Genomic DNA, 20,395 nt, shown 5'->3' with positions numbered 1-20,395 from the left:
TAAAAAATTGACCCGCTATTATACCGTTTGGGCTCTAAAGGTAAACGGCAAACCCAAGGGTTTGCCGAGTATATGCGAATTATTCAACGATTTTGATGTCGATTGGCGTTTCTTTCTCTTTTTTAGCGATAAAGTCACGCACATAGCCTTCAAGTTGGTCGACAATGTTATCGTTATCGATACGTGCTTTTTGGCGCTCACCATTGATGTATAAGCCAGAGCGACGGTTGGCACCAGCAAGGCCAATATCACTAACCAGCGCTTCGCCAGGACCATTTACCACACAACCAATTACCGACACTGACATAGGCTCAACCACGTCTTCTAATCGCTCTTCAAGTTGGTTCATGGTGCTTACCACATCAAACTCTTGGCGTGAGCAGCTAGGGCAGGCAATAAAGTTAATGCCGCGTGAGCGAATGCGTAATGATTTTAAAATATCAAAACCCACTTTGATCTCTTGTACCGGATCGGCAGCAAGTGATACGCGTAACGTGTCACCAATGCCTTCGGCAAGTAGCATACCTAAACCAACAGCCGATTTAACAGAACCTGAGCGCATGCCACCTGCTTCGGTAATACCTAAATGCAGTGGCTGGTCGATTTCTTTGGCAAGTAAACGATACGCACCAACCGCTAAAAATACATCTGACGCCTTAACAGATACTTTAAATTGGTCAAAGTCTAAACGTTGTAAGATCTCAACGTGGCGCATAGCTGATTCAAGTAAAGCTTCTGGTGTTGGTTCGCCGTATTTTTCTTGTAAATCGCGCTCTAATGAACCGCCATTAACACCAATACGAATCGGAATGTTATGCTCACGTGCAGAGTCTACAACGGCACGAATACGCTCTTCGCTACCAATGTTACCGGGGTTAATACGTAAACAATCCGCACCATACTGAGCCACTTTTAATGCAATACGGTAATCAAAGTGAATATCTGTAACCAGCGGAATAGTGACTTGTTCTTTAATGCTTTTAAATGCTTCAGCTGCTTCCATGGTTGGTACAGACACACGCACAATATCGGCGCCGGCATCTTGAATAGCTTGAATTTGTGCAACCGTTGCATCGATATCTAGGGTGTTGGTGTTAGTCATCGACTGAACGGCAATTGGCGCACCATCACCAATTGGCACGTTACCTACGTTAATACGGGTCGATTTTCTGCGTTTAATAGGAGATTCTGAAAACATTGCGGTTACTCTGATAACGGTAAAGTAAATTTAGCTAAGCGATTTTTGGCAAAATGTGAGGTATCGACGGCTTGACCTTGAAAAGTAATATCGACTACTTGGTGTTTGCCGAGTACCACACTAAATGGCTGTGGGCCGGTTACTGTCATAACGTAACCTGCTTTTTTAACACCAAAAGCGATGCGATCGCCGTTGCCATCGTGAATTTCTACCCAGCTATCTTCATTGAAATGCATCACCACTTCGCTGTGCTCAGGATCTGCCTTTTCAGTTTGTGGCTGAGCAGCAGGTTGGTTTTGTGATGCAGCTTGATTTTGTGCTTCGTTGCTGGTCGTTGGCGCATCAGCTTCAGGCTGAGCGATTTCTTGCTCGCCTTCAGCGAGTGATTGAATGGTTTCTTCAGCTGGTGCTTCTACAGCTAAGTCAGGTGAAATATCACTGCTTTCAAGTTGATTTGGCATCGCAGTCGTGACCGGCTCTTCGATATTCTGGTTGCTATTTTGCCACCACCAAAACACAGACGAGCCAATGATCACCGCTAAGATAAAGTAGCTAAACAGCATTAAACGGCTGTCGTTCGCTTCTTTTTCTGTGCGGCGAGAAAAGCTCTGCATTTTTGACTTTTTCTCAGGCTCAACGTGCTCAGGCAGTAATTCAAGCATGGCTTGGCTATCGATTTTAAGCTCACGGCAATAGCTTCTGATATAACCTTTTACGAAGGTCGCAGGGCCTAGTAGTTCGTGCTCGTCGTTTTCTAGTCGTTGTAACTGTAAAACTGATAACTTTAATGCACCAGCAAGTTGCTCAAGGCTCATTCCTGCGTCTTCGCGGCGCTTTTTTAGCGCTTGGCCGAGCGTTTCTTGCGGTTGTTCTAAATTGTTTTCTTCATTCATAATGCGTATGAGTCTGGATCTACCAATAAGAGTCTATGCCCAGGTTCTAGGGCGACATCTGGGCTCAATTTGTTCCAGCGCATTAACTGATCGATCAATACGCTATGCTGTGTGGCTATGCTATAAAGCGTGTCGCCATCGCTGATGTTGTGATAAATATTCGGATCATTTAAATAAATGCGGGTACCGTTTTGTACGCGATCCGATTCTTTTAAGCCATTCCACAGCAAAATCTTTTGTAGTTTAACATTGTATCGCACCGAAATGCTAAACAGGTTTTCACCATTTTCAACAATATGATAAGGGATATTCAGCGCCGGTACATTTGCGTTCAGCATAGGTAAATTGAGTGGCTCGTTTGTCACGCTAAAGTCAGTGCTATTTGCAGATGATGTCGTTGTTTGACTGCTACTAAATACATTTTCGTCTTTTTCTGCTTCGTAAAACACCACAGTGCTGGCATCATTTTTAGTATTTTGCGAGTTTGCTGGCGTTTGTTGTTGAACGCTTGGCGTTTGCGGTGCACCAAATGACACTATGGTCACTTCATCATTACTTTGCGCTGGTGTTTGCGCGTCTGTTTGCTGCTTTGCAATAACTGGAGTTTGTTCAACTTTACGAGAGGAAACTGTTTGGAAACCTTCGTCAGTTTTCTTTGTGAGCGTATCTTGCGTTTTATCGCTCGTCTGCGAAGAGGCGAGTGTCTCTGTTACGGGCTTTTCCTCGCTGTCTGAGTTTACCTCAGTAGGCACCTGCTTATTACTTTGCGCAACAGTTTGTGGCTCGGGTTGAGTTTTGTTTACAGTTGGCTGCTCAACTGAATAAGCTTGTTCATTAGTTGTTGGAAAGTTTGTGGTCTTTACAAGGCTTTGCCCGGTAGTAGCCACTGACGCCTGCGCAACAACAGGTTGTTTAGCTGGCGCTTTTCTTTTTACGATGCGAATTTTTGGCTGATCTTTGCTAACTGCGCTGTTATCGCTTGATATTTTCAGCTCTTCAAGCTGAGCTTGACGGTATTTTTCACGCAGAACTTCAAATTCTGAGCGTTTAGTTTGCCCTGCTGTAATTGCTTTTGCTTCGCTCGAACCCGGGTAGGTTTGTAAAATGATACCCGCCGTTGTTTCGGCTTTTTCAATGTGGCCCATCCGTTGCTGAATTAGGTAGCTGAGCATGAGTGCGCGAGGAGTCACACGACCGGTTGATTCGTATTTTTCAATAATATCTTCCGCTTTATGAAGATCGCTTTTAGCATAATACAAACCGGCAAGGCTAATCAATGAAGAAGGGCGCTGCGAGCTGTGATTTAGCGCTGATTTTAGGTATTTTTCTGCGTTTTCAAAGTCATCAAATTCAATTGCACATAAGGCTAAGTTTTCGTAACTTTCAGCTACACGGATATAGCTAGGAACTGCAATCGCTTTAAGAAGCTCTTCCGCAGCGCGGTCATATTCGCCAATGCCACACAAAAAGACACCATAGTTATTTAAGGTGTTCGGATCATTAGGGGCGATTCTTAAAGCGCGTTGATAGGCTTTATCGGCTAGCTCTGGTTCATCAACTTGTTGATAGTAATAAGCTAAAGAATAGTGTACTTCTGGGAGGTCAGGAGCAAAATCAGCTGCGCGTTCTAGGTTATATTTTGCTTGCGAGTTGTTGCCTGTTTTTAAGTACTGTAAAGCAAGGGCGATACGAGTACGGGCAGCACCGGTATTGTTAACCTGTTTTTCAACAACGGGCCTGTCGCTACCTTCGTAGCTGTTTTCTGTAACACACCCTGTTAATGCGAATGCACTAACAGTAATGGCAAGTATAGAACGCATTACCTAATCTCTTCTTTGATTCCGTATGCCTATCTTACCGAAAAGCCTTTGTGTTGCATCTATTATTTTAAAAATAACGAGTTTGTCACAAAGGCTTATCTTTAGAAATTACGCTTATGCTTGGTGAACATTTACCGCAATTGCGTTATCTTCGCGCATTTTCTTTTTCGCTAAACGTTTAGTACGGTCAACGACATCACCTACTAATTGACCACAAGCTGCGTCAATATCATCACCACGGGTACGGCGAACAATACAGGTAATTCCCGCTGCTTGTAATACTTTAGAGAAGCGGTCGATGCGGCTGTTGCTCGAACGGCCATATTCATTACCTGGGAATGGGTTAAACGGAATTAGGTTCACTTTTGAAGGTGTTCCTTTTAATGTTTTAACCAATTCGTGTGCTTGATCTGTGCTGTCGTTTACACCTTGTAGCATAACGTATTCGATAGTCACATCTTTGTTTGCTTTAGAGCCATCAATATAACGACGACACGCCGCTAAAAACTCTTCGATAGGGTACTTTTTATTAATTGGTACCAGTACATCACGCAGCTCATTGTTTGGTGCGTGAAGTGAAATAGCCAGCGCTACGTCAATTTTCTCTTTTAATAAATCAAGAGCAGGTACCACACCAGAGGTACTTAAAGTAACGCGACGCTTTGATAAACCAAAACCCCAGTCGTCCATCATAAGTTCCATTGCTGGTACTACATTTTTAAGGTTTAGTAATGGCTCACCCATACCCATCATTACCACGTTAGTAACTGGTCGCTTAGTGCTATCGCCATCTAAACCAATGTCTTTTGCAACACGCCATACCTGACCGATGATCTCAGATACTGATAAGTTACGGTTAAAGCCTTGTTGTGCTGTTGAGCAGAAAGTACATTCAAGGGCACAACCTACTTGTGATGAAACACATAAAGTTGCACGGTCTTTTTCTGGGATCCAAACAGCTTCTACTTCTTGGCCACCTTGTAGCATTAGGGCGTATTTGATGGTGCCATCACTTGCCTGTTGTCTAACTGAGATTTCAGGAGCAACAATTTCACATTCAGCTTTTAGTTTCTCTTTTAGCTTTTTGTTGACGTTTGTCATGTCGTCAAAATTGTCTACACCAAAATGATAAATCCATTTCATCACCTGATCGCCACGGAATGGCTTTTCACCGAATGATACAAAAAGCTCACGCATTGCATCTCGGTTTAAATCTAATAAATTAATCTTTTTTTCAGTGGCCATGAAACAACCTCAATCAGTGACGGTGGTAAGTAGTTTGGGTGCGCGATTGTACATTATTTAATCGACTTAGTCATTAGCTAAACATATTTACAATAGGCTTAGCTAATGACTAAAAAAGGGCCCGAAAGCCCTTTTTCTTCTGCATCACAGACTTAGCTGTGAACTCGAAATTAACGAGTACGTGGGCAGATTTCTTCGTCAGCGAAGAAGTATGCGATTTCACGTGCAGCTGATTCAACAGCGTCAGAACCGTGAACAGCATTTTCGTCGATGCTGTCTGCGTAGTCAGCACGTAAAGTACCAGCTAGTGCTTCAGCAGGGTTAGTAGCACCCATGATTTCACGGTTTTTAAGTACTGCGTTCTCACCTTCAAGAACAGTAACCATTACTGGACCAGATGTCATGAACTCAACTAAAGCACCGAAGAAAGGACGCTCGCTGTGCTCAGCGTAGAAACCTTCAGCTTTTTCTTTTGAAAGGTGAACCATTTTAGCTGCAACGATTTTAAGACCAGCAGTTTCGAAACGGTTGTAGATAGCACCGATGTGGTTTTTAGCAACTGCATCAGGTTTTACGATTGAAAAAGTACGCTCTAAAGCCATCTTTATGCTCCAATAATTTTAAATTTAAAAGGTTAAATATTAACGGGCGCGAATTATACGCGCTTTACGTGAAAATTCCTAATTTAATTAAATAGTCATTTGATGGCATTTTCATGAACCCTAACCATGTATAGCAACACGGGTATAAAGTGTGAGCGAATTTTAGCAGTTAAGTACTTGTTGTGGGCTGTTTTATAGGCAATTATTAACTCAGGAAATTACAAAACTAATAAGGACAATAATGAAAAATCTTTTACTGGCTAGTTTACTTGCAAGCTGTTTAGCTGGCTGTAATTCAGACTCAAACGATGAGCTTGAGTGCTCTCCTTACCCCATTGCAATCGATATTAATAATTATGTTGTCACCCCAGAGCAAAGCGAAGCTAATACAGCACTCGCCTATGATACCTATACCATTAAACTAGGTGGTATTGGCGAAGGCGTTTATAGTGAAGGAAATGAGCCCGACCCTAATAAAGAGTATGCAGAGTGTGCTATCCCAGCTGTGGTACTAGGGAGCGCGAACACCATTACAGCTATTAATATTTACTCAAGCGCTGATTACAACAATGAATTCACCGCGGGTACGAGTTTAAATAGCGTGTTTGATATCACAGAGATGTTTGTTAATGATTTTGATTACTACAGTGATGGCAACTATGCCAGTGTAGAAGATTTGAGAGCTGTATTACCAACCACTGCACCTATATTTATTGAGCTAAAGCCTAACCAAGCACCTGAAGTTGAAAGTAGCCATATTTTTTATATCGATATTAGTTTTGCAAACGGCAAAACCTTTGCGCTTGAAACTGAAGAAGTGCAGCTGTTGTAGTCTTTGTAATTAAAAAATCATATTTAGCATATAATATAACTGTTTAATTATTAATAGAATATATGTTGTAGCTTTCTGGGCTGTTAGCATTAGCAAATCCAAACCAATTACCCTGGATAGTTAATTGAGTTTGATCTAAAAGGTGGCCATAGGATTGGTCACCTTTTTCTTTTTATGGGCTCACAGCTTGTTTGCTGAGTTTTCACCAATCATGATCTAGATCAATAAAATTACTGGGCAGGTTATTATACTGCCGCGCTTCATTCTTGTATTAATTCATGCAACCGACTTGTACTCGGTTCGATGTGTGGAGCTTTCATGTCGTCACCTATTTTGACCCCCCGTCCTTTTACGCCTGAGTTGTTATCACCTGCGGGTAGTTTAAAGAATATGCGTTATGCCTTTGCCTATGGTGCAGATGCCGTTTACGCTGGCCAACCTCGTTATAGCCTTCGTGTACGTAACAATGAGTTTGACCTAGATAATCTGCAAGTTGGTATCAACGAAGCCCATGCGCAAAATAAAAAGTTGTATGTGGTGTCGAACATTGCTCCTCATAATGCCAAGGTAAAATCGTATTTACGCGATATTGAGCCTGTCATTGAGATGCAGCCAGATGCGCTGATCATGTCAGATCCTGGGCTTATTATGTTAGTGCGTGAAAAATGGCCAGATATGCCAATTCACTTATCTGTGCAGGCCAATGCGGTGAACTATGCCACAGTGAACTTTTGGGCTCAGCAGGGTATTGAACGAGTCATTTTATCGCGCGAATTATCGCTTGAAGAAATCGCTGAAATTCGTGAGCTATGCCCAGATACAGAACTAGAAGTGTTTGTTCACGGTGCACTTTGCATGGCGTACTCTGGCCGTTGCTTGTTATCGGGTTATATTAATAAACGCGATCCAAACCAAGGTACGTGCACTAATGCATGTCGTTGGAATTACGATGTGAAACCAGGCACCGAAAATGAAACCGGCGAAATGGTACATAAAATTGACCCTAAAGCGGTGATCCCAACCCTAGGTGATGGTGCACCAAGTAACGAAGTATTCATGCTTGAAGAGCAAGGGCGCCCAGGTGAGTACATGCCTGCTTTTGAAGACGAGCATGGCACTTACATAATGAACTCAAAAGATTTACGTGCAGTTCAATATGTTGATCAACTAACGAAAATGGGCGTGCATAGTTTAAAAATTGAAGGCCGTACCAAGTCTTTCTACTATGTTGCTCGTACTGCACAAGTGTACCGTAAAGCCATTGATGATGCCGTTGCTGGTCGTCCATTTGACGCAAACTTATTTAAAACTCTCGAAAACTTAGCGCATCGTGGTTATACAGAAGGGTTTTTAAAACGCCACGCACATCAAGACTATCAAAACTATGAGTATGGTCATTCGGTGTCAGATAAACAGCAGTTTGTGGGTGAAGTATTAGGTCGCAACGATAATGGCTTAGTTGAAATTGATGTGAAAAATAAGTTCTGTACTGGTCATTCACTTGAGCTTATGACACCAAAAGGCAACATCAATTTTAAGTTGGATTTTATGGAAAACAAAAAAGGCGAAGCCATTAGCGATGCGAAAGGCTCAGGTCATATTGTTAAAATTCCTCTGCCAGAAGATATCGATTTAGATCACGCAATTTTGATGCGTAATCTAGATGCCGACCAAGATACCCGTAATCCATTCAAAAAAGCTTAATAGAAGGTGCGCTAAGTCATACTTAGCGCATTGATCTCATCTTTTTTTGGTATTTCGCTGTCGTTACTAGTTATTTTTACTATCCTTTTTTCTAAGGGTATTAATTAAACATAGTCAAAAACTATAGTGAAATACGTTGTTCATCCATCACATCAAAAAGAGCTTTTACACACTGTACCTTATATTGCGGTAGGGGTATTGCTGCTGGCTTTTGTTTTGCTACTCGAGCGATTAGGCCTTATTGCTGCTATTCCTTTTTATGTAGCAATGCATACGAGCGTCGAATTGTTCTCAGTTGTGATCTCGTTTTTAATTTTTGCAATTGGTTGGAACACGTGGCATTTCACCAATAACTACAAACTGTTACTGCTCTCTTGTGCCATGTTGTGCGTTGCCATTTTTGATTCATTGCACTTTTTAGCTTATGACAGCATGCATGAAGGCGAAGCTGATATGAATCTCGTATTAAGTTTTTGGCTAATTGCTCGGCTGTTTAATGGGGTTGCCTTTTTAATTATTGCAGCGGGGATTTGGGTTAAATATAAACCGTTAAATGCGCGCGCCTTACTTACCTCTTTACTGCTTTTTAGTTTGTTTATTGCAAGCTCTCTTTTTTATTTTCCAGGTTCACTGCCAGAAATCTACATAGAAGGAGTAGGGGGGAGTCGTTTAAAGTTTTTAATTGATCTACTTGTTTTAGCGCTATACGGTGCCGCTGTTTTGATGTTTGCGACACAACTTCGTAAGCCCAGAACAAATTTAAATATTGCCGGTAAAACATTAGTTTGCCTATTAGCTATTTTAAGTGAGGCCTGTTTTGTGGTGTTTAATGATGCGTCGCATACCACTAACACCTTTAATTTTTTTGGGCATGTTTATAAAGGGCTCACCTACTTTTTACTGTATAAAATCCTTTTTGTTGAAACCGTCACTAAACCGTATGCAGCACTAGATAACTCCTCTAATCAGTTAAAAGCAACGCTCACCGCACTGCCAGACTCTGTTTTTGAGCTAGAAAAAGACGGTACTTTTCGCGAAGTCTTCAGTGATAACTCCGATAGCCATGTGTTTACTGAAGAGATGGTTGGGCAAAATATTAGTAGTATGTTTGCAAAACCAGATGCGCAAGATTTTATGCGTACGTTAATGGAGGCAAAAAAATCAGGTGTGTGTTTGGTCAATACCTTACCCATTAGCGTAAATGGCTGGATTATTCATTTTGAATTTTCGATTACCTTGTTCGAGCACGATAATGATGGCCCAACATATTTGGTTAACGCCCGCGATGTGTCAGATAAAGTTGGGCGTATGGCGGCACTTGCTCAGCAAAGTAAATTTAATCGGGGTTTATTACAGCTAACCGAAATTTCGTTTCAAGACGATCAAGATGTGTTGTTGAATTTTGCTGTTAACCAAGCCCTCGAAATTACCAATTGCGATGGCGCAGCTTTGTTTATTTGTAACGAACAAAAGCAACTTGATTATCGAGCCGAGAGAGGTAGTATTTTTGACGTCTGCACTGAAAAGTTGCAAGGCAAAATAGCGGCTGGGCAAGCTGTAATCGTTAATCGTAAACATGCGAAAGAATACGGGTTACCTGGCGAATCTAACTCATTGTTAGTGGTGCCCGTGATACGCCATAGTCAGTGCCATATGGCCATTATTTTGCAGCATCAAACTAAAGTGTTTACTGTGCAAGATAAAAACATGCTAACAGTTTGGGCCGAGTCAGTGTGGCAATGGTTTCATAAAATTACTCTAAACAAACGCATGCACATATTGTCTCAAGCGGTTGAGCAAAATCCACACCCCATTATGTTTACCAATACAGATGCAAAAATTGAGTATATGAATCGCGCATATCTTGATATGTGTCAGTACGAGTATGATGAACTAATAGGTCAAAGCCCGCATAAAATCAGTGCCGGTCAAACTGAACCAGCTGTTTATCAAACAATGTGGGAGCACTTAAAAAATCGAAAAGCCTGGGTGGGTGCTTTGGTTAACATGACCAAGCACGGTAAAGTGATTGTTGAGCAAACAACCATTTACCCATTGAAGGATCAGCAAGGGAAGGTGAGTAACTACATTTCGTTTCAGCATGATGTGACCAAAGAAGTCGAAAGTGAAACCCTTATACATCAACTTTCTTATTTTGATCAGCTAACGGGGCTTGCAAACCAAGACAAGTTGCAGATGGAATTTGAACAAACCATTAAGCTTCAAGCTGATGCAAAAGCAGCCTTTATTTTAATTGGTTTAGACAACTTTAAAATTCTCAATAAAGCATTGGGTATGGCAAGTTGCAACCTAGTGTTACAAAGCTTGAGTGCGCGAATTTGTAACTTTATGGGTGAGGATATTATGGTTGCACGGCTGCAAGGCGACCGCTTTGCATTTATTACGTCTTATACCTCCACCGGCGCTATAAATAAGAGCAGCCACGATTTATTAAAAGTGATCAGTGAGCCACTGACGATTAATGATGAACTCATTGTTGTTACAGCATCGGTCGGGGTTTCCCTGTTTCCGATGGATGGCAAAGAATTTGAGCCGCTATTGCAGATGGCCGAGTCAGCGATGTTTGAGGTTAAAAGGCAGGGTAGAAACAATGCGTTATTCTACGCCGAAGAAATGAATAAATCTGGGCTTAGGCAATTACAAATCATCAATGCCCTTAATTATGCCCTTGAAAATAATGAGCTTTATTTAGTTTTTCAACCACAAATAGATATTGCATCAGGCGCTGTGGTGGCTGTTGAAGTATTAATACGCTGGCACAGCGAAACATTAGGCAATGTATCACCTGCTGAGTTTATTCCCATTGCTGAAAGCAGTGGCCGCATTAGCGAAATTGATGACTGGGTATTCGAAAATACCGTTAAAACAATTCGCCAGTGGCAAGATGACAACATGCCAGCAATGACCTTTGCAATAAATCTATCGGCAACGAAGTTTGTTAAAAAGCAGCTGCTTGGTGATTTAATTTCGGTGTTGCAAACTTATTCTATTGAGCCTGAATGTATTGAGCTTGAATTAACGGAAACCATTGCCATTGGTAATCCTCAGTTTGCTTTAAGTACGATTACAAAACTGCGTGAAGCAGGGTTTAAAATGTCGATTGATGACTTTGGCACAGGCTACTCATCAATGAATTACTTAAAAGATTTTGCTCTCGATAAGCTCAAAATCGACAAATCATTTATTGATGATTTAGAAAACCCCAGCGATGCTGACAAAGCAATTGTTAAAGCTATGATTGATTTAGCCAGCGCGTTAAATATGGAGTCAATTGCTGAAGGCGTTGAAAGCGAGCAGCAGCTGAACATACTTAAAGAGCTTGAGTGTTCTCAAGTACAAGGCTATTACTTCAGTAAGCCCCTGCCAATTACAGTGTTGTATGAGTTTGTGGAGTCACCAAGTTTTTCAAGGTAAGCCTACTTTTTAAATTGACTGGCAAGCTCTGCAAGCGACACTTCAGCAAAACGTTTTAATAACAGTGCTTCTGCGTCATCCATCGCATTTTGCAGGGCGCTGTTCACTGCATGCTCGATAGGGCAGTTGCTGTGCTCATCGGTTAGACCAATGACAAACAGGTTCTTTTCGCCAAGCGCTTGGTGAATATCAAATAAGGTGATGTCAGTTAAGGGAGTGGCCAGTAGCCAGCCGCCATTGTGACCTTTGATTGCCGATACATAACCTGCTTGGCGCAGTAACGCCATTGTACGGCGCACGACCACAGGGTTGGTCATTAACATGTTTGCTAATGTGTCTGATGTAACAGGGTGGCTGTAACTGTTTAAATGGATCAGCACATGTAAAACCCGTGATAGTCGGCTGTCTTTTCTCATCTCAAATCGTCAATATGCGTTTTTTGCAGTGTATCACGAACTGCTTAATATTAACCGTTTGAATTACCAAGCTAATGCTTACTAAGCCAATGCCAAACCAGCCAATTTGCTGAAATTGCTCATTTAAAACCACTATAGCCAGTACGGTGGCGATAATAGGCTCAAGTAAAGTAATGAGCACGGCTTGGCTAGCCGCTATGGTTTTTAAGCCAATACTAAATAGCCAATAACCTAAAAACATCGGCACTATGGCCATGTAAAGCGCCACGCTGGTATTGGTAACTGTGGCAAAAAGCGCATCTCCAGTGAACAATAACGAAGGCAAGAGTACACATGCAGCGCCGCCAAATAGGCTTGCCATAGTCGCTCTTGAATGAACGCCGTTGCTAATTAAACGTTTGGCAACCCATGAATAGCCCGCATAGGTAAGCCCTGCAATTAAGCCAAGTAAAATGCCGATGTTTTGGCTAAACAACCCCTTAGCAGCAAGATTATGTTCTTTACCTAACGCAATTAAGCCAATGCCAATAGCACCAAAGCAAAAGCTGACTAGCCAGCGAGTTGCAATGGGCTTTTTCTCAATTAAGTATTCCAATAAGACGGTAAATAAAGGGGCGCTGGCAATCGAAACAACGGTGCCTATTGCCACACCAGCGCTATTCATCGAGGTATAAAATGCCAGCGGATAAATAGCCACACAGGCTGAGCCAAGTAGGGTTAGGGGGTAGTGCTTACGCAGTGTACTTGCATTGTTTATTAGCTGAGTTAGTGAGGTTAGGCAAAGTAATACCCCGCCAAACCCCATCGCAAACGCACCTATTGCAAAAGGGCTAATGTCTGGTGCAAAGCTTGCGGCTGTGCCTGTTGTGCCCCAAAACACACTGGCAACTAAAACGGCAATGGTCGCGATGGTGTGGTTCATTGATGATTCGCTTTAAATTTAAGATATCAAAAGCATAATCAAAATTGATGTGCAGTTTTTGACAAAAAGGACGGTTTTGTTGGCGTTAAAAACTAAAGTTACTTTTTGAATTTACTCGGTGATAAGCCAAAGTACTTTGAAAAACTGCGGCTAAAAGATGAAAGCTCATTGTAACCAACTAACTCACTAATGCGCTGCAACGGGTAGTCGGTATGACTTAGCAAGGCTTGGGCTTTTTCCATTCGCTGTTTGGTTACATAGTTCATGACAGTCAATCCTGTTTGTTGCTTAAACAGCAGCTTAAATTGCGTTGGGCTTAAACAGGCAATGCTGGCAAGGTGTTTGATTTGAAGAGGAGTACCTAAGTGACTGTCAATATAAAGCAGGGCCTCGCTAATACGGCTGTCGACCTTAGGCTGCATAATTTGCTCAGCTAACAGCAAATTGAAGGTGTTAAACATGGCAAGTTCTAATTCACGATTAACCGCTTGCTCAAGTTGCTTTGCCACAAACTGCAAAAATGCCCAAAGTGATAGATTAATAGCAAACACGCAGCGCTCAGCAGTGGCCAGGTTATCTGGTAGCTTTGGCATATCGGCCACCACAAATCGGGCTTCTGGCATTGCGGTAAACAGGTGTGATTGCGAGGCTTTGACAACCACGCATTCACCGGGGGCAACTTTACCTTGAAAATCACCCACACTAATAGCAATCACACCTTTTAAGGGCAGTACTAGTTGATGATAGTCATGGCTATGACTAACAGGCTTAGTACTGTATGAGCGGATAGATAGATTGCCTTGCATCATTTTGTGATAACCGTTTGCTGAATAACGCTATTATGCCTGTTTGCGAGGGATGATCAATTTTAGGCCATTAACGGGGTTAGCACATGCTCGTAGGCAATCATTAGCGCGACATAAACCAACAAAACAGCCATCAATTTATTAAACACATTAAAAACACCCGTCCGTGATACTTGTTTGCCAAGCACCAAGCCCGCTAACGAGTAACTTGTAGGAGCACCAAAGGCAAGAATGGCTAAAATAAGTGACCAAAATACGATTGCAGCGCCGGTAATATCTGCGCTTGGGAACTGAATCGTAGCAATTGGCAAAGTGGCCACCAAGGCTTTTGGATTTAATAGCTGCATAAACAGGCCATCGAAAAAGCTTAATGATGCATCAGCTGATGCATCATTTACGTGTACTTTTGCTTTTGCGACCTTCCAAGCAATATACAAAATATAGCCGCAACCAATTAAGCTCACATAAGGCAAAAACTGCCGGTTGATCACTTGTAAGCTAAGGTAGCCAAGCAGCACAAATAAGATAAACATCGCGCTACCCACGCCAATATAACGAAGCAGGCAACCTAAAAACTTGAACAAAATTGCTGATATTGAATGGGAGAGATTTATTTTTTCCTAATTAACAGCGAATAACGGCAAATAGCTGCGATGTTTTCAGTTTTTTTCAGTTACCTAGATAAACTAATACTCAGACTTTTCTTATTTTTTAATTCAGCGTGAATGTTTTTATCCCTAACTGAGGTCTTTTAAACAAGCAGTAGAGAGGGGGATTAAATGAATTTACGTACATCAAATAATTTAGTGGTTGCACTTATCACCATCAGTTTTTCGTTATTGGGTTTGTCTTTTATCTTGGGAGCAAACCCCAATACCATTGGCAGTATCTTTTCATTTTATAAATTAGACGCTCAGGTGCCAGCTCACATCATGAGTATGATCGCAGGCTTTGCATTTTGCTTTGTTGGCGTTACCAGCCTTCATTCACATTTGGGGTTTATTAATAGAGCGCTTCCGACCATCACTGCAATTGCTATATCAATGCTCTGTTTGATTACGCTGTTTGGCGCTAATCGTTGGCTTGCAAGTGAAGGGGGCTTTCCTGTAATTGGGTCGGGGCAGGGGATCATTAAGTATTTTGCTGTTATTCCACTGTTTTTATTTGTGTTTTACAAAGATGCTTTGAGTGATAAAGCGCATATTGCTTTAAATTATGCATCGGTGGCATTAGTGCTGGTTTGGATTGGCGCCATGAAGTTTTTTGCTTTTGAAGCGAAGGGGATTGTAACACTTGTCGAAACATCGCCGTTTATGTCGTGGTTATATCAGGTTTTTAGTGTGCAGGGTGCATCGAATGTAATTGGTGTATTTGATATTGTCAGTGTGCTGTTGCTTTGTGTTGGCTTGTTGATTAAAAACAATAAGTTAATAGTATTGGCAGGGCTTGCCTGTTGCGCTGTTTTTATCATGACGCAAACATTTTTAATTACCGCACCGAATGCGCTTAGCAGTTCGACGGTTTTAGCAGGACTTGGTCAATTTGTGATTAAAGATCTGTGGTTTATTGCAAACTTAGTGATTATTTATCATCTAGCTGTATTCAATAATACAGCCAACGAAACAGTTGCATAAAATAAAAAAGGCCTCAGAAGAGGCCTTTTAAATGATCACTAAACAACTACAACGGCTTTTTGCTTTTGAACTTTAGAAAACTCAAGCGCATCGTTGAGATTGTTAAATTCAAAGTCTGTAGGTTCTTCAACATTTAAAGTACCCGAAGCAATGTCATTAAGGAGCTTTTCGCCATCACTTACAAGACGTTGCCATTGCTGTGTATCACCATAATCGTGTAATGCACCAAGGGCAATTTCATGATAAGAAATAGTGCGTGTGAATGGCTCATCGACTGGGGTTTCAATACGCCCTAAAATACTGATCACATGACCATTTGCTTGTAGGAGTGGCACTAACTTTTTAGCTTCTTCAGGGCCATTAGCATCAAAGAGTGCAAAGTAGCCACCCTCAGAAGGCGCGTCACGTAATACTAACTTAACGGCAAGCTTTTCTGCTTGCTCTGCCGTTAAGCTTTTTGATAATGCATGAACTTCAAAGCCACTGTGGTTCAGCATTTGCGTCAGCAGTTTATTAACAGCTCCCATGCCGGTAACTAATACTTTTTCGCCTTTGCGTAGTGGTATTTTGCTAAAGGCTTGCCACGCAGTAAGCAGTGGGCAAGGCAATGCCGCAGCAACATTAGCAGCTAACTCTTTTGGTAACTGCATAACACGTTCAGCATAAAGAACCGAGTGCTTAGCAAAGCTGCCGTTTTCACTTAAGCTATGATGATAAGCGACTGTTTTACCAATTAGTTTGGTATCTACGCCATCGCCTACCTGCTCAACAACCCCAGCACCGTCTACGCCAGGTGTGTGTGTATCTGGCCAATTAATAGGATCAGCTTGAATAAACTTCCAATCAACTGGATTGATACCAATCGCAAGGTTACGAACTAAAATTTGCCCTGCTTTAAGTGCTGGTACAGCTTTTAATCCCAAAGTGAGCGCTTTATCAGCACCTTGAAATTGCCAAGCATGAGTTGTTTTTACTTCATCATGATCCCAGTCAGGGGCAAAATCCGGGTTTGCTTGCCTGTCATTGCAGCTAAGGGCATCAATTTGATTAATCTCGTCTTGGCTTAAGCTAAGCGAAAGGGCTTTTAAGTTGGTAGCCATATTTTCGCGTTTGGTCGATGACGGTATCGTCACCATGTCATGCGCTAATTCCCAAGCAATGACCACTTCAGCGGTGCTCACTTGGTGTTTGTCTGCAATCGCTTTGATGGTTGGATCGTTAAGTACTTTACCTACCGCAAATGGCATATAGCCAGTAACGAGAATGTCGTTTTGCGCACAAAAATCACGTACCTTTTGATTGGTTAGGTAGGGATGAACTTCAACTTGATTGGTAAATAACGCGCCTTTTGGCAAAATACGCAAGGTTTCTTCCATTTGCGCAATGGTAAAGTTTGAAACACCAATTTCTTTAGTCAAACCAAGCTCTTTAGCAGTTTGTAACTCGGCTAAATACTCATCCATGCTTTCGCCATTGGCAGGGCTTGGCCAATGAATAAGCAGTAAATCGACGTAATCTAGTTGTAGTTTAGTCAGGCTTTCTTTGACGCTGTTAATAAAGTCTGTTTTATTTAACTTATCATTCCATACTTTGGTGGTAATAAATAACTCACCACGTGCAACACCACTGTCTTTAATCGCTCGGCCAACAGCTTCTTCATTACCGTAAATTTGCGCGGTGTCGATGTGTCTAAAGCCCTCTTCAATAGCTGTTAGCACACTTTGATATGCAACTTCGTCTTGTAATCTAAATGTACCAAAACCCAGTTTTGGCATAATTGATTGTGACATCATAACTCCTTAATTATGGAACTTGGGCAAAACATGTTCGCCGATGTGCTTTAATGCCCATTCTATGGGTAATTCGTTACGCCTAAAGTGCAGGCCAATGTGATTCACACCGGCATTTCTCATTGCCTTTAGTTCTGAGATGAGTCCGTTGACGCCTGTTTCAACCCCTAAAGAGGGGCGATTGAATAGCGATATTATTGCTAGGAAAGTCTTTGCGAAAAACAGCAGGGATAACAAAACACCTTTGTCGTTTTTGCAAAGGTGTTTTAATCGTTATGAATTAGCTTCTTCTTTTGAAAGGGTGAAGTATGCGCGAGTGACTGGGTAGGCAATTTGTGAAATCAGTGCTGTGCCCCAAAGTAAGTTGCCAATGAGCGAAGGCACATGGGGTAAAATGGGAATGGTAACTAAAGCGAGTATAACGCCAAACATTCTTACTTTAGCTGTTGCAAAACGATGGGCTACACGGTGTTCGATCATTAACTGGATCCACAATAAACTCAATAAGTAGCCTGCTAACCCTACACAGCCAATGACACCATATTTAAGTGGGTAAGGTTGCCAAAACCCAGCTTTCACTTCGCCGGCGAGCGCAACGCCAACCATAACGGCACATAACATTAAAAATAGGTGTGCTAACCACCAACTTACGAGTGTCCATTTATGCTGATTCTTAGGTTTACCATTGCCAACAAAGTCAAAGTAAATCCAGCATTGCACAAATACTGCAATACCGCCAAACATAAAGTTAGCCAGTACAGAGGGGTCGACTTTATAAATTCCTTTTTCTGATAAAGTAATCACCAATTTAAAGAAACCTTCGCCTACGACAATGAGCAGTAAAAGGGCAAAGCGCTCAGACATATGCCCAAGGCGTGGTAAAAAACGTTTATTTTCAAGTACACCAATTTTTGGAGCCATATACAAAACTTGAATAGCGGCAATCGCAGTGCCAAATACCCAATAACGATAGGGTGCAGGCATAAAAGCTGTGGTAGCAAAGATAATGGCAAGAGCAAAGTAGTTACGGCTCACACTGCGTGCTAATTTAGTTGATTCGACCCCCAGTTGATTGGTGCGATGAAATAAATACGCTGTAATAAGTCGGTTTGCGGCATAGGCCAATGCAAAATATGTCCAGCCTTTGTCAAGTACATGAGGAATAGAGGCTGCCATAACCATGGCGGTGACAATTTGGCAGGCCATGATCAGCCGATGTTTTACATCGGTACTGACATAGAGTGAGTTAAAAACGCTGGAGTCAGCCCACGCGAACCATACGGTGATGAACAAACCTGCAAAAGTAAGAAAACCACTTAAATGTAAGTGGTCGCTTAAAAAATTACCTAGCAAAAAAATGATTACCACATGGATAAGGTCATAAAATAATTCAACCCAATGAACATGGTCATGTGAACTTTTTAAATCTAGGTGATGCTTAGGTAAGCGCCACATTGGGTGGTTTTCTAATGCCATAATTGCTCCTACCTATTTGCTCTCAACAATAATTGCAGTGATGGTGGTTTCACCTTCATTTTTGACTTGGTGAGTCCATGCGTCATGCCACATCACATAGCCATTGGGGATCTCAAGTGTTGTTTGTGACTCTTTTGTACTGATGGTTGCCTTACCACCTGTCTCAAAGTAGACAGTTTCGGCATTATGCGTGTGCCAATTATCTTGCTCACCTGGTGCTAAAGTCATACGCAAAACAAGTACTTCACTGTTATCTAGCAATACTTCATAGTGATTAGGTGAAGCAATATGTGCATGGGGGAGTTGTGCTGAAAAGGCATGTGGTGAGCACATCATTATACTCACCAAGCCAATCAGCAAAGTTGTAAATTTGCTCATGGCTACTCTCTACTTATGCATACCGCGAATTGGGTAGTTATTTTTTGGATCGCGTATCCAGCTAAGCCCACTTACCAAGGTTGCTAAATCAGGTCTTACAAATGGGTTATTAGAATAATCAACCACATGTACATTACCTTGCTCGTTAACCACAAACAGAGCAGGCTCTGCGAAAGGGTGATCTGTTTCTTGCGGTGAACGGGGATCAGATATGTAAGTACCTAATGCTTGCATTTGCTCTGTAGTCAAACCGTAAGCAAGTGGAAATGACACAGATAACTGCTCTAAATGTGCTTCTAACTGCTCTTTGCTATCGCCTGAAACAGCAATTACATCAACACCCGTTTCTAATAGCGCAGCTTTGTACTGCTCGAGGCTGTTTAAATAGCGAGTACATAAAGGGCAATGCTTACCACGATAAACAACAACAAGCTGCCAGCTTGCACCGTGTTGAGGTTGACCAAGAACAGCCTCTTCACCACTCAAAAGTGCAGCACTAATACTAGGAAAAGCACTGCCCGGATGAAGTTTATTGCTATAAACAGATTCGTTACTCATGAGTGTTCCTTAAAAGTTCTCGTTTAAGTGTTTTTCAAAGCGCGCAAAGTCGCTGTCGATGTCTGCATTTTTCATCACGTCAAAACAGGCGAAAGTAGGTAACCCTTGCATACCGAAAAACTTAAAGTTCATATGCATTGGGAAAACAAGGTCATCAACACTTTTACCTTCAAAAAAGTCAGTGGCATCTGCAAATGATTCTGCAGGTGCATTTAAAGTCAGCGACATCATGTATTGAGTGTTAGTCAAGGTGCCGCCTTTACCGTAATTGGCTTTTGGATTGTCTTGATGACGACCATCACCATGGCAAAGCGCTCCACCCATGCCTGCTGTGTACACTTCATCCATGTATTTTTTGAATGACCAAGTCATGCCCATCCAGTTAATAGGTGATTGCAAAAAGACGATATCTGCCCATTGATGGTTCTCAAGTTCAGTTTCTACATCAAATTCGTCTTGTGTATTAACCACACGAGTTTGATAGCCTTTTGCTTGAAAAAAAGCGTCGGCTTTTTCGATTAAAGCGGCCTTGTTGATCAAATGCAACTCTCTAATAAACTCACTTAACTTACTGATATTTAGGCAGACCAAGGGTGTTGATCTTATTTAGCGCCTTCACTTTGATCATCGCTTCAACCAGTTGGCGATTGTAATCACGCGCATTTAGCTTAGCCCCCATCAACTGT

General features: G+C 41.8%; 18 protein-coding genes and 1 pseudogene. 4 read left to right on the top strand and 15 right to left on the bottom strand.

The genetic code is table 11. The features are described 5' to 3' along the window. Positions 1–79: 79 nt before the first annotated feature. The 5 genes from ispG to ndk form a co-directional block, all read right to left on the bottom strand. A complete protein-coding gene (gene ispG, locus ABMY41_RS06260; RefSeq protein WP_054553525.1) occupies positions 80–1,198 on the bottom strand; it encodes a flavodoxin-dependent (E)-4-hydroxy-3-methylbut-2-enyl-diphosphate synthase in 1,119 nt (372 codons plus the stop codon). Positions 1,199–1,203: 5 nt separating this feature from the next. After that, positions 1,204–2,091 (bottom strand): RodZ domain-containing protein, encoded by an 888-nt coding sequence (locus ABMY41_RS06255; RefSeq protein ID WP_289097290.1) that lies wholly within the window; start codon positions 2,089–2,091, stop codon positions 1,204–1,206. Then, complete coding sequence (gene pilW / locus ABMY41_RS06250; RefSeq protein ID WP_349274337.1) at positions 2,088–3,911, bottom strand: type IV pilus biogenesis/stability protein PilW; 1,824 nt, start codon at positions 3,909–3,911, stop codon at positions 2,088–2,090. Before pilW ends, ABMY41_RS06255 begins: the two co-directional genes overlap by 4 nt. A 114-nt stretch (positions 3,912–4,025) precedes the next feature. Next, complete coding sequence (locus ABMY41_RS06245) at positions 4,026–5,156, bottom strand: bifunctional tRNA (adenosine(37)-C2)-methyltransferase TrmG/ribosomal RNA large subunit methyltransferase RlmN (RefSeq protein WP_175079522.1); 1,131 nt, start codon at positions 5,154–5,156, stop codon at positions 4,026–4,028. Positions 5,157–5,326: 170 nt separating this feature from the next. Continuing rightward, a complete protein-coding gene (ndk, locus tag ABMY41_RS06240) occupies positions 5,327–5,758 on the bottom strand; it encodes a nucleoside-diphosphate kinase (protein ID WP_036972405.1) in 432 nt (143 codons plus the stop codon). A 241-nt stretch (positions 5,759–5,999) separates the two neighbouring features. On the opposite strand from ndk, the gene ABMY41_RS06235 reads away from it, so the two are divergent. The 3 genes from ABMY41_RS06235 to ABMY41_RS06225 all read left to right on the top strand — a co-directional run bounded on the left by ABMY41_RS06235 (position 6,000) and on the right by ABMY41_RS06225 (position 11,729). Continuing rightward, positions 6,000–6,590 carry a hypothetical protein gene (locus ABMY41_RS06235; protein ID WP_349274336.1) on the top strand — a complete coding sequence of 197 codons (591 nt, stop codon included), beginning with the start codon at positions 6,000–6,002 and terminating at the stop codon, positions 6,588–6,590. 318 nt (positions 6,591–6,908) lie between these two features. Then, a complete protein-coding gene (gene yegQ, locus ABMY41_RS06230) occupies positions 6,909–8,294 on the top strand; it encodes a tRNA 5-hydroxyuridine modification protein YegQ (protein WP_349274335.1) in 1,386 nt (461 codons plus the stop codon). 126 nt (positions 8,295–8,420) lie between these two features. Next, positions 8,421–11,729, top strand: a complete 3,309-nt coding sequence (locus ABMY41_RS06225; protein ID WP_349274334.1) for an EAL domain-containing protein — start codon at positions 8,421–8,423, stop codon at positions 11,727–11,729. A gap of 2 nt (positions 11,730–11,731) precedes the next feature. Here ABMY41_RS06225 and ABMY41_RS06220 read toward each other — a convergent pair whose 3' ends face one another. From ABMY41_RS06220 to ABMY41_RS06205, 4 genes are all read right to left on the bottom strand, one after another. Continuing rightward, positions 11,732–12,145 (bottom strand): Rrf2 family transcriptional regulator, encoded by a 414-nt coding sequence (locus ABMY41_RS06220; protein WP_062565849.1) that lies wholly within the window; start codon positions 12,143–12,145, stop codon positions 11,732–11,734. Position 12,146: 1 nt separating this feature from the next. After that, positions 12,147–13,067: an EamA family transporter gene (locus tag ABMY41_RS06215; protein WP_349274333.1), complete on the bottom strand. Its 921-nt coding sequence runs from the start codon at positions 13,065–13,067 to the stop codon at positions 12,147–12,149. 98 nt (positions 13,068–13,165) lie between these two features. Continuing rightward, positions 13,166–13,876, bottom strand: coding sequence for an AraC family transcriptional regulator (locus tag ABMY41_RS06210; protein WP_306464835.1), 711 nt, complete (start codon positions 13,874–13,876; stop codon positions 13,166–13,168). Positions 13,877–13,935: 59 nt separating this feature from the next. Further along, positions 13,936–14,418, bottom strand: a complete 483-nt coding sequence (locus tag ABMY41_RS06205; RefSeq protein ID WP_349274377.1) for a LysE family transporter — start codon at positions 14,416–14,418, stop codon at positions 13,936–13,938. Positions 14,419–14,652: 234 nt separating this feature from the next. Between ABMY41_RS06205 and ABMY41_RS06200 the strand changes: the two genes are divergently transcribed. Further along, a complete protein-coding gene (locus ABMY41_RS06200; protein WP_289097283.1) occupies positions 14,653–15,507 on the top strand; it encodes a DUF417 family protein in 855 nt (284 codons plus the stop codon). Between the two features lie 38 nt (positions 15,508–15,545). Here the strand turns inward: ABMY41_RS06200 and ABMY41_RS06195 are convergent, their stop codons facing one another. The 6 genes and pseudogenes from ABMY41_RS06195 to ABMY41_RS06170 all read right to left on the bottom strand — a co-directional run bounded on the left by ABMY41_RS06195 (position 15,546) and on the right by ABMY41_RS06170 (position 20,249). Then, positions 15,546–16,430 (bottom strand): alcohol dehydrogenase catalytic domain-containing protein, encoded by an 885-nt coding sequence (locus ABMY41_RS06195; protein WP_349274376.1) that lies wholly within the window; start codon positions 16,428–16,430, stop codon positions 15,546–15,548. A 60-nt stretch (positions 16,431–16,490) separates the two neighbouring features. Further along, positions 16,491–17,297 (bottom strand): annotated as a pseudogene (dkgB, locus tag ABMY41_RS06190) (2,5-didehydrogluconate reductase DkgB); the annotation flags it as partial. Positions 17,298–17,570: 273 nt separating this feature from the next. After that, entirely contained in the window at positions 17,571–18,773 is a 1,203-nt protein-coding gene (locus ABMY41_RS06185) for a low temperature requirement protein A (protein WP_194441249.1), read from the bottom strand. Positions 18,774–18,785: 12 nt separating this feature from the next. Further along, positions 18,786–19,151 (bottom strand): hypothetical protein, encoded by a 366-nt coding sequence (locus ABMY41_RS06180; protein WP_058584543.1) that lies wholly within the window; start codon positions 19,149–19,151, stop codon positions 18,786–18,788. 9 nt (positions 19,152–19,160) lie between these two features. After that, on the bottom strand, positions 19,161–19,709 hold the full coding sequence (locus tag ABMY41_RS06175; RefSeq protein WP_349274332.1) for a redoxin domain-containing protein: 549 nt from the start codon (positions 19,707–19,709) through the stop codon (positions 19,161–19,163). Between the two features lie 9 nt (positions 19,710–19,718). Then, positions 19,719–20,249 carry an NAD(P)H-dependent oxidoreductase gene (locus ABMY41_RS06170; protein ID WP_349274331.1) on the bottom strand — a complete coding sequence of 177 codons (531 nt, stop codon included), beginning with the start codon at positions 20,247–20,249 and terminating at the stop codon, positions 19,719–19,721. Positions 20,250–20,395 lie beyond the last annotated feature (146 nt).

Source organism: Pseudoalteromonas sp. BZA4 (assembly GCF_040104395.1).
In the GTDB taxonomy this organism is placed as follows: Bacteria; Pseudomonadota; Gammaproteobacteria; order Enterobacterales; family Alteromonadaceae; genus Pseudoalteromonas.
This window is presented reverse-complemented; position numbering and strand designations above follow the sequence as displayed.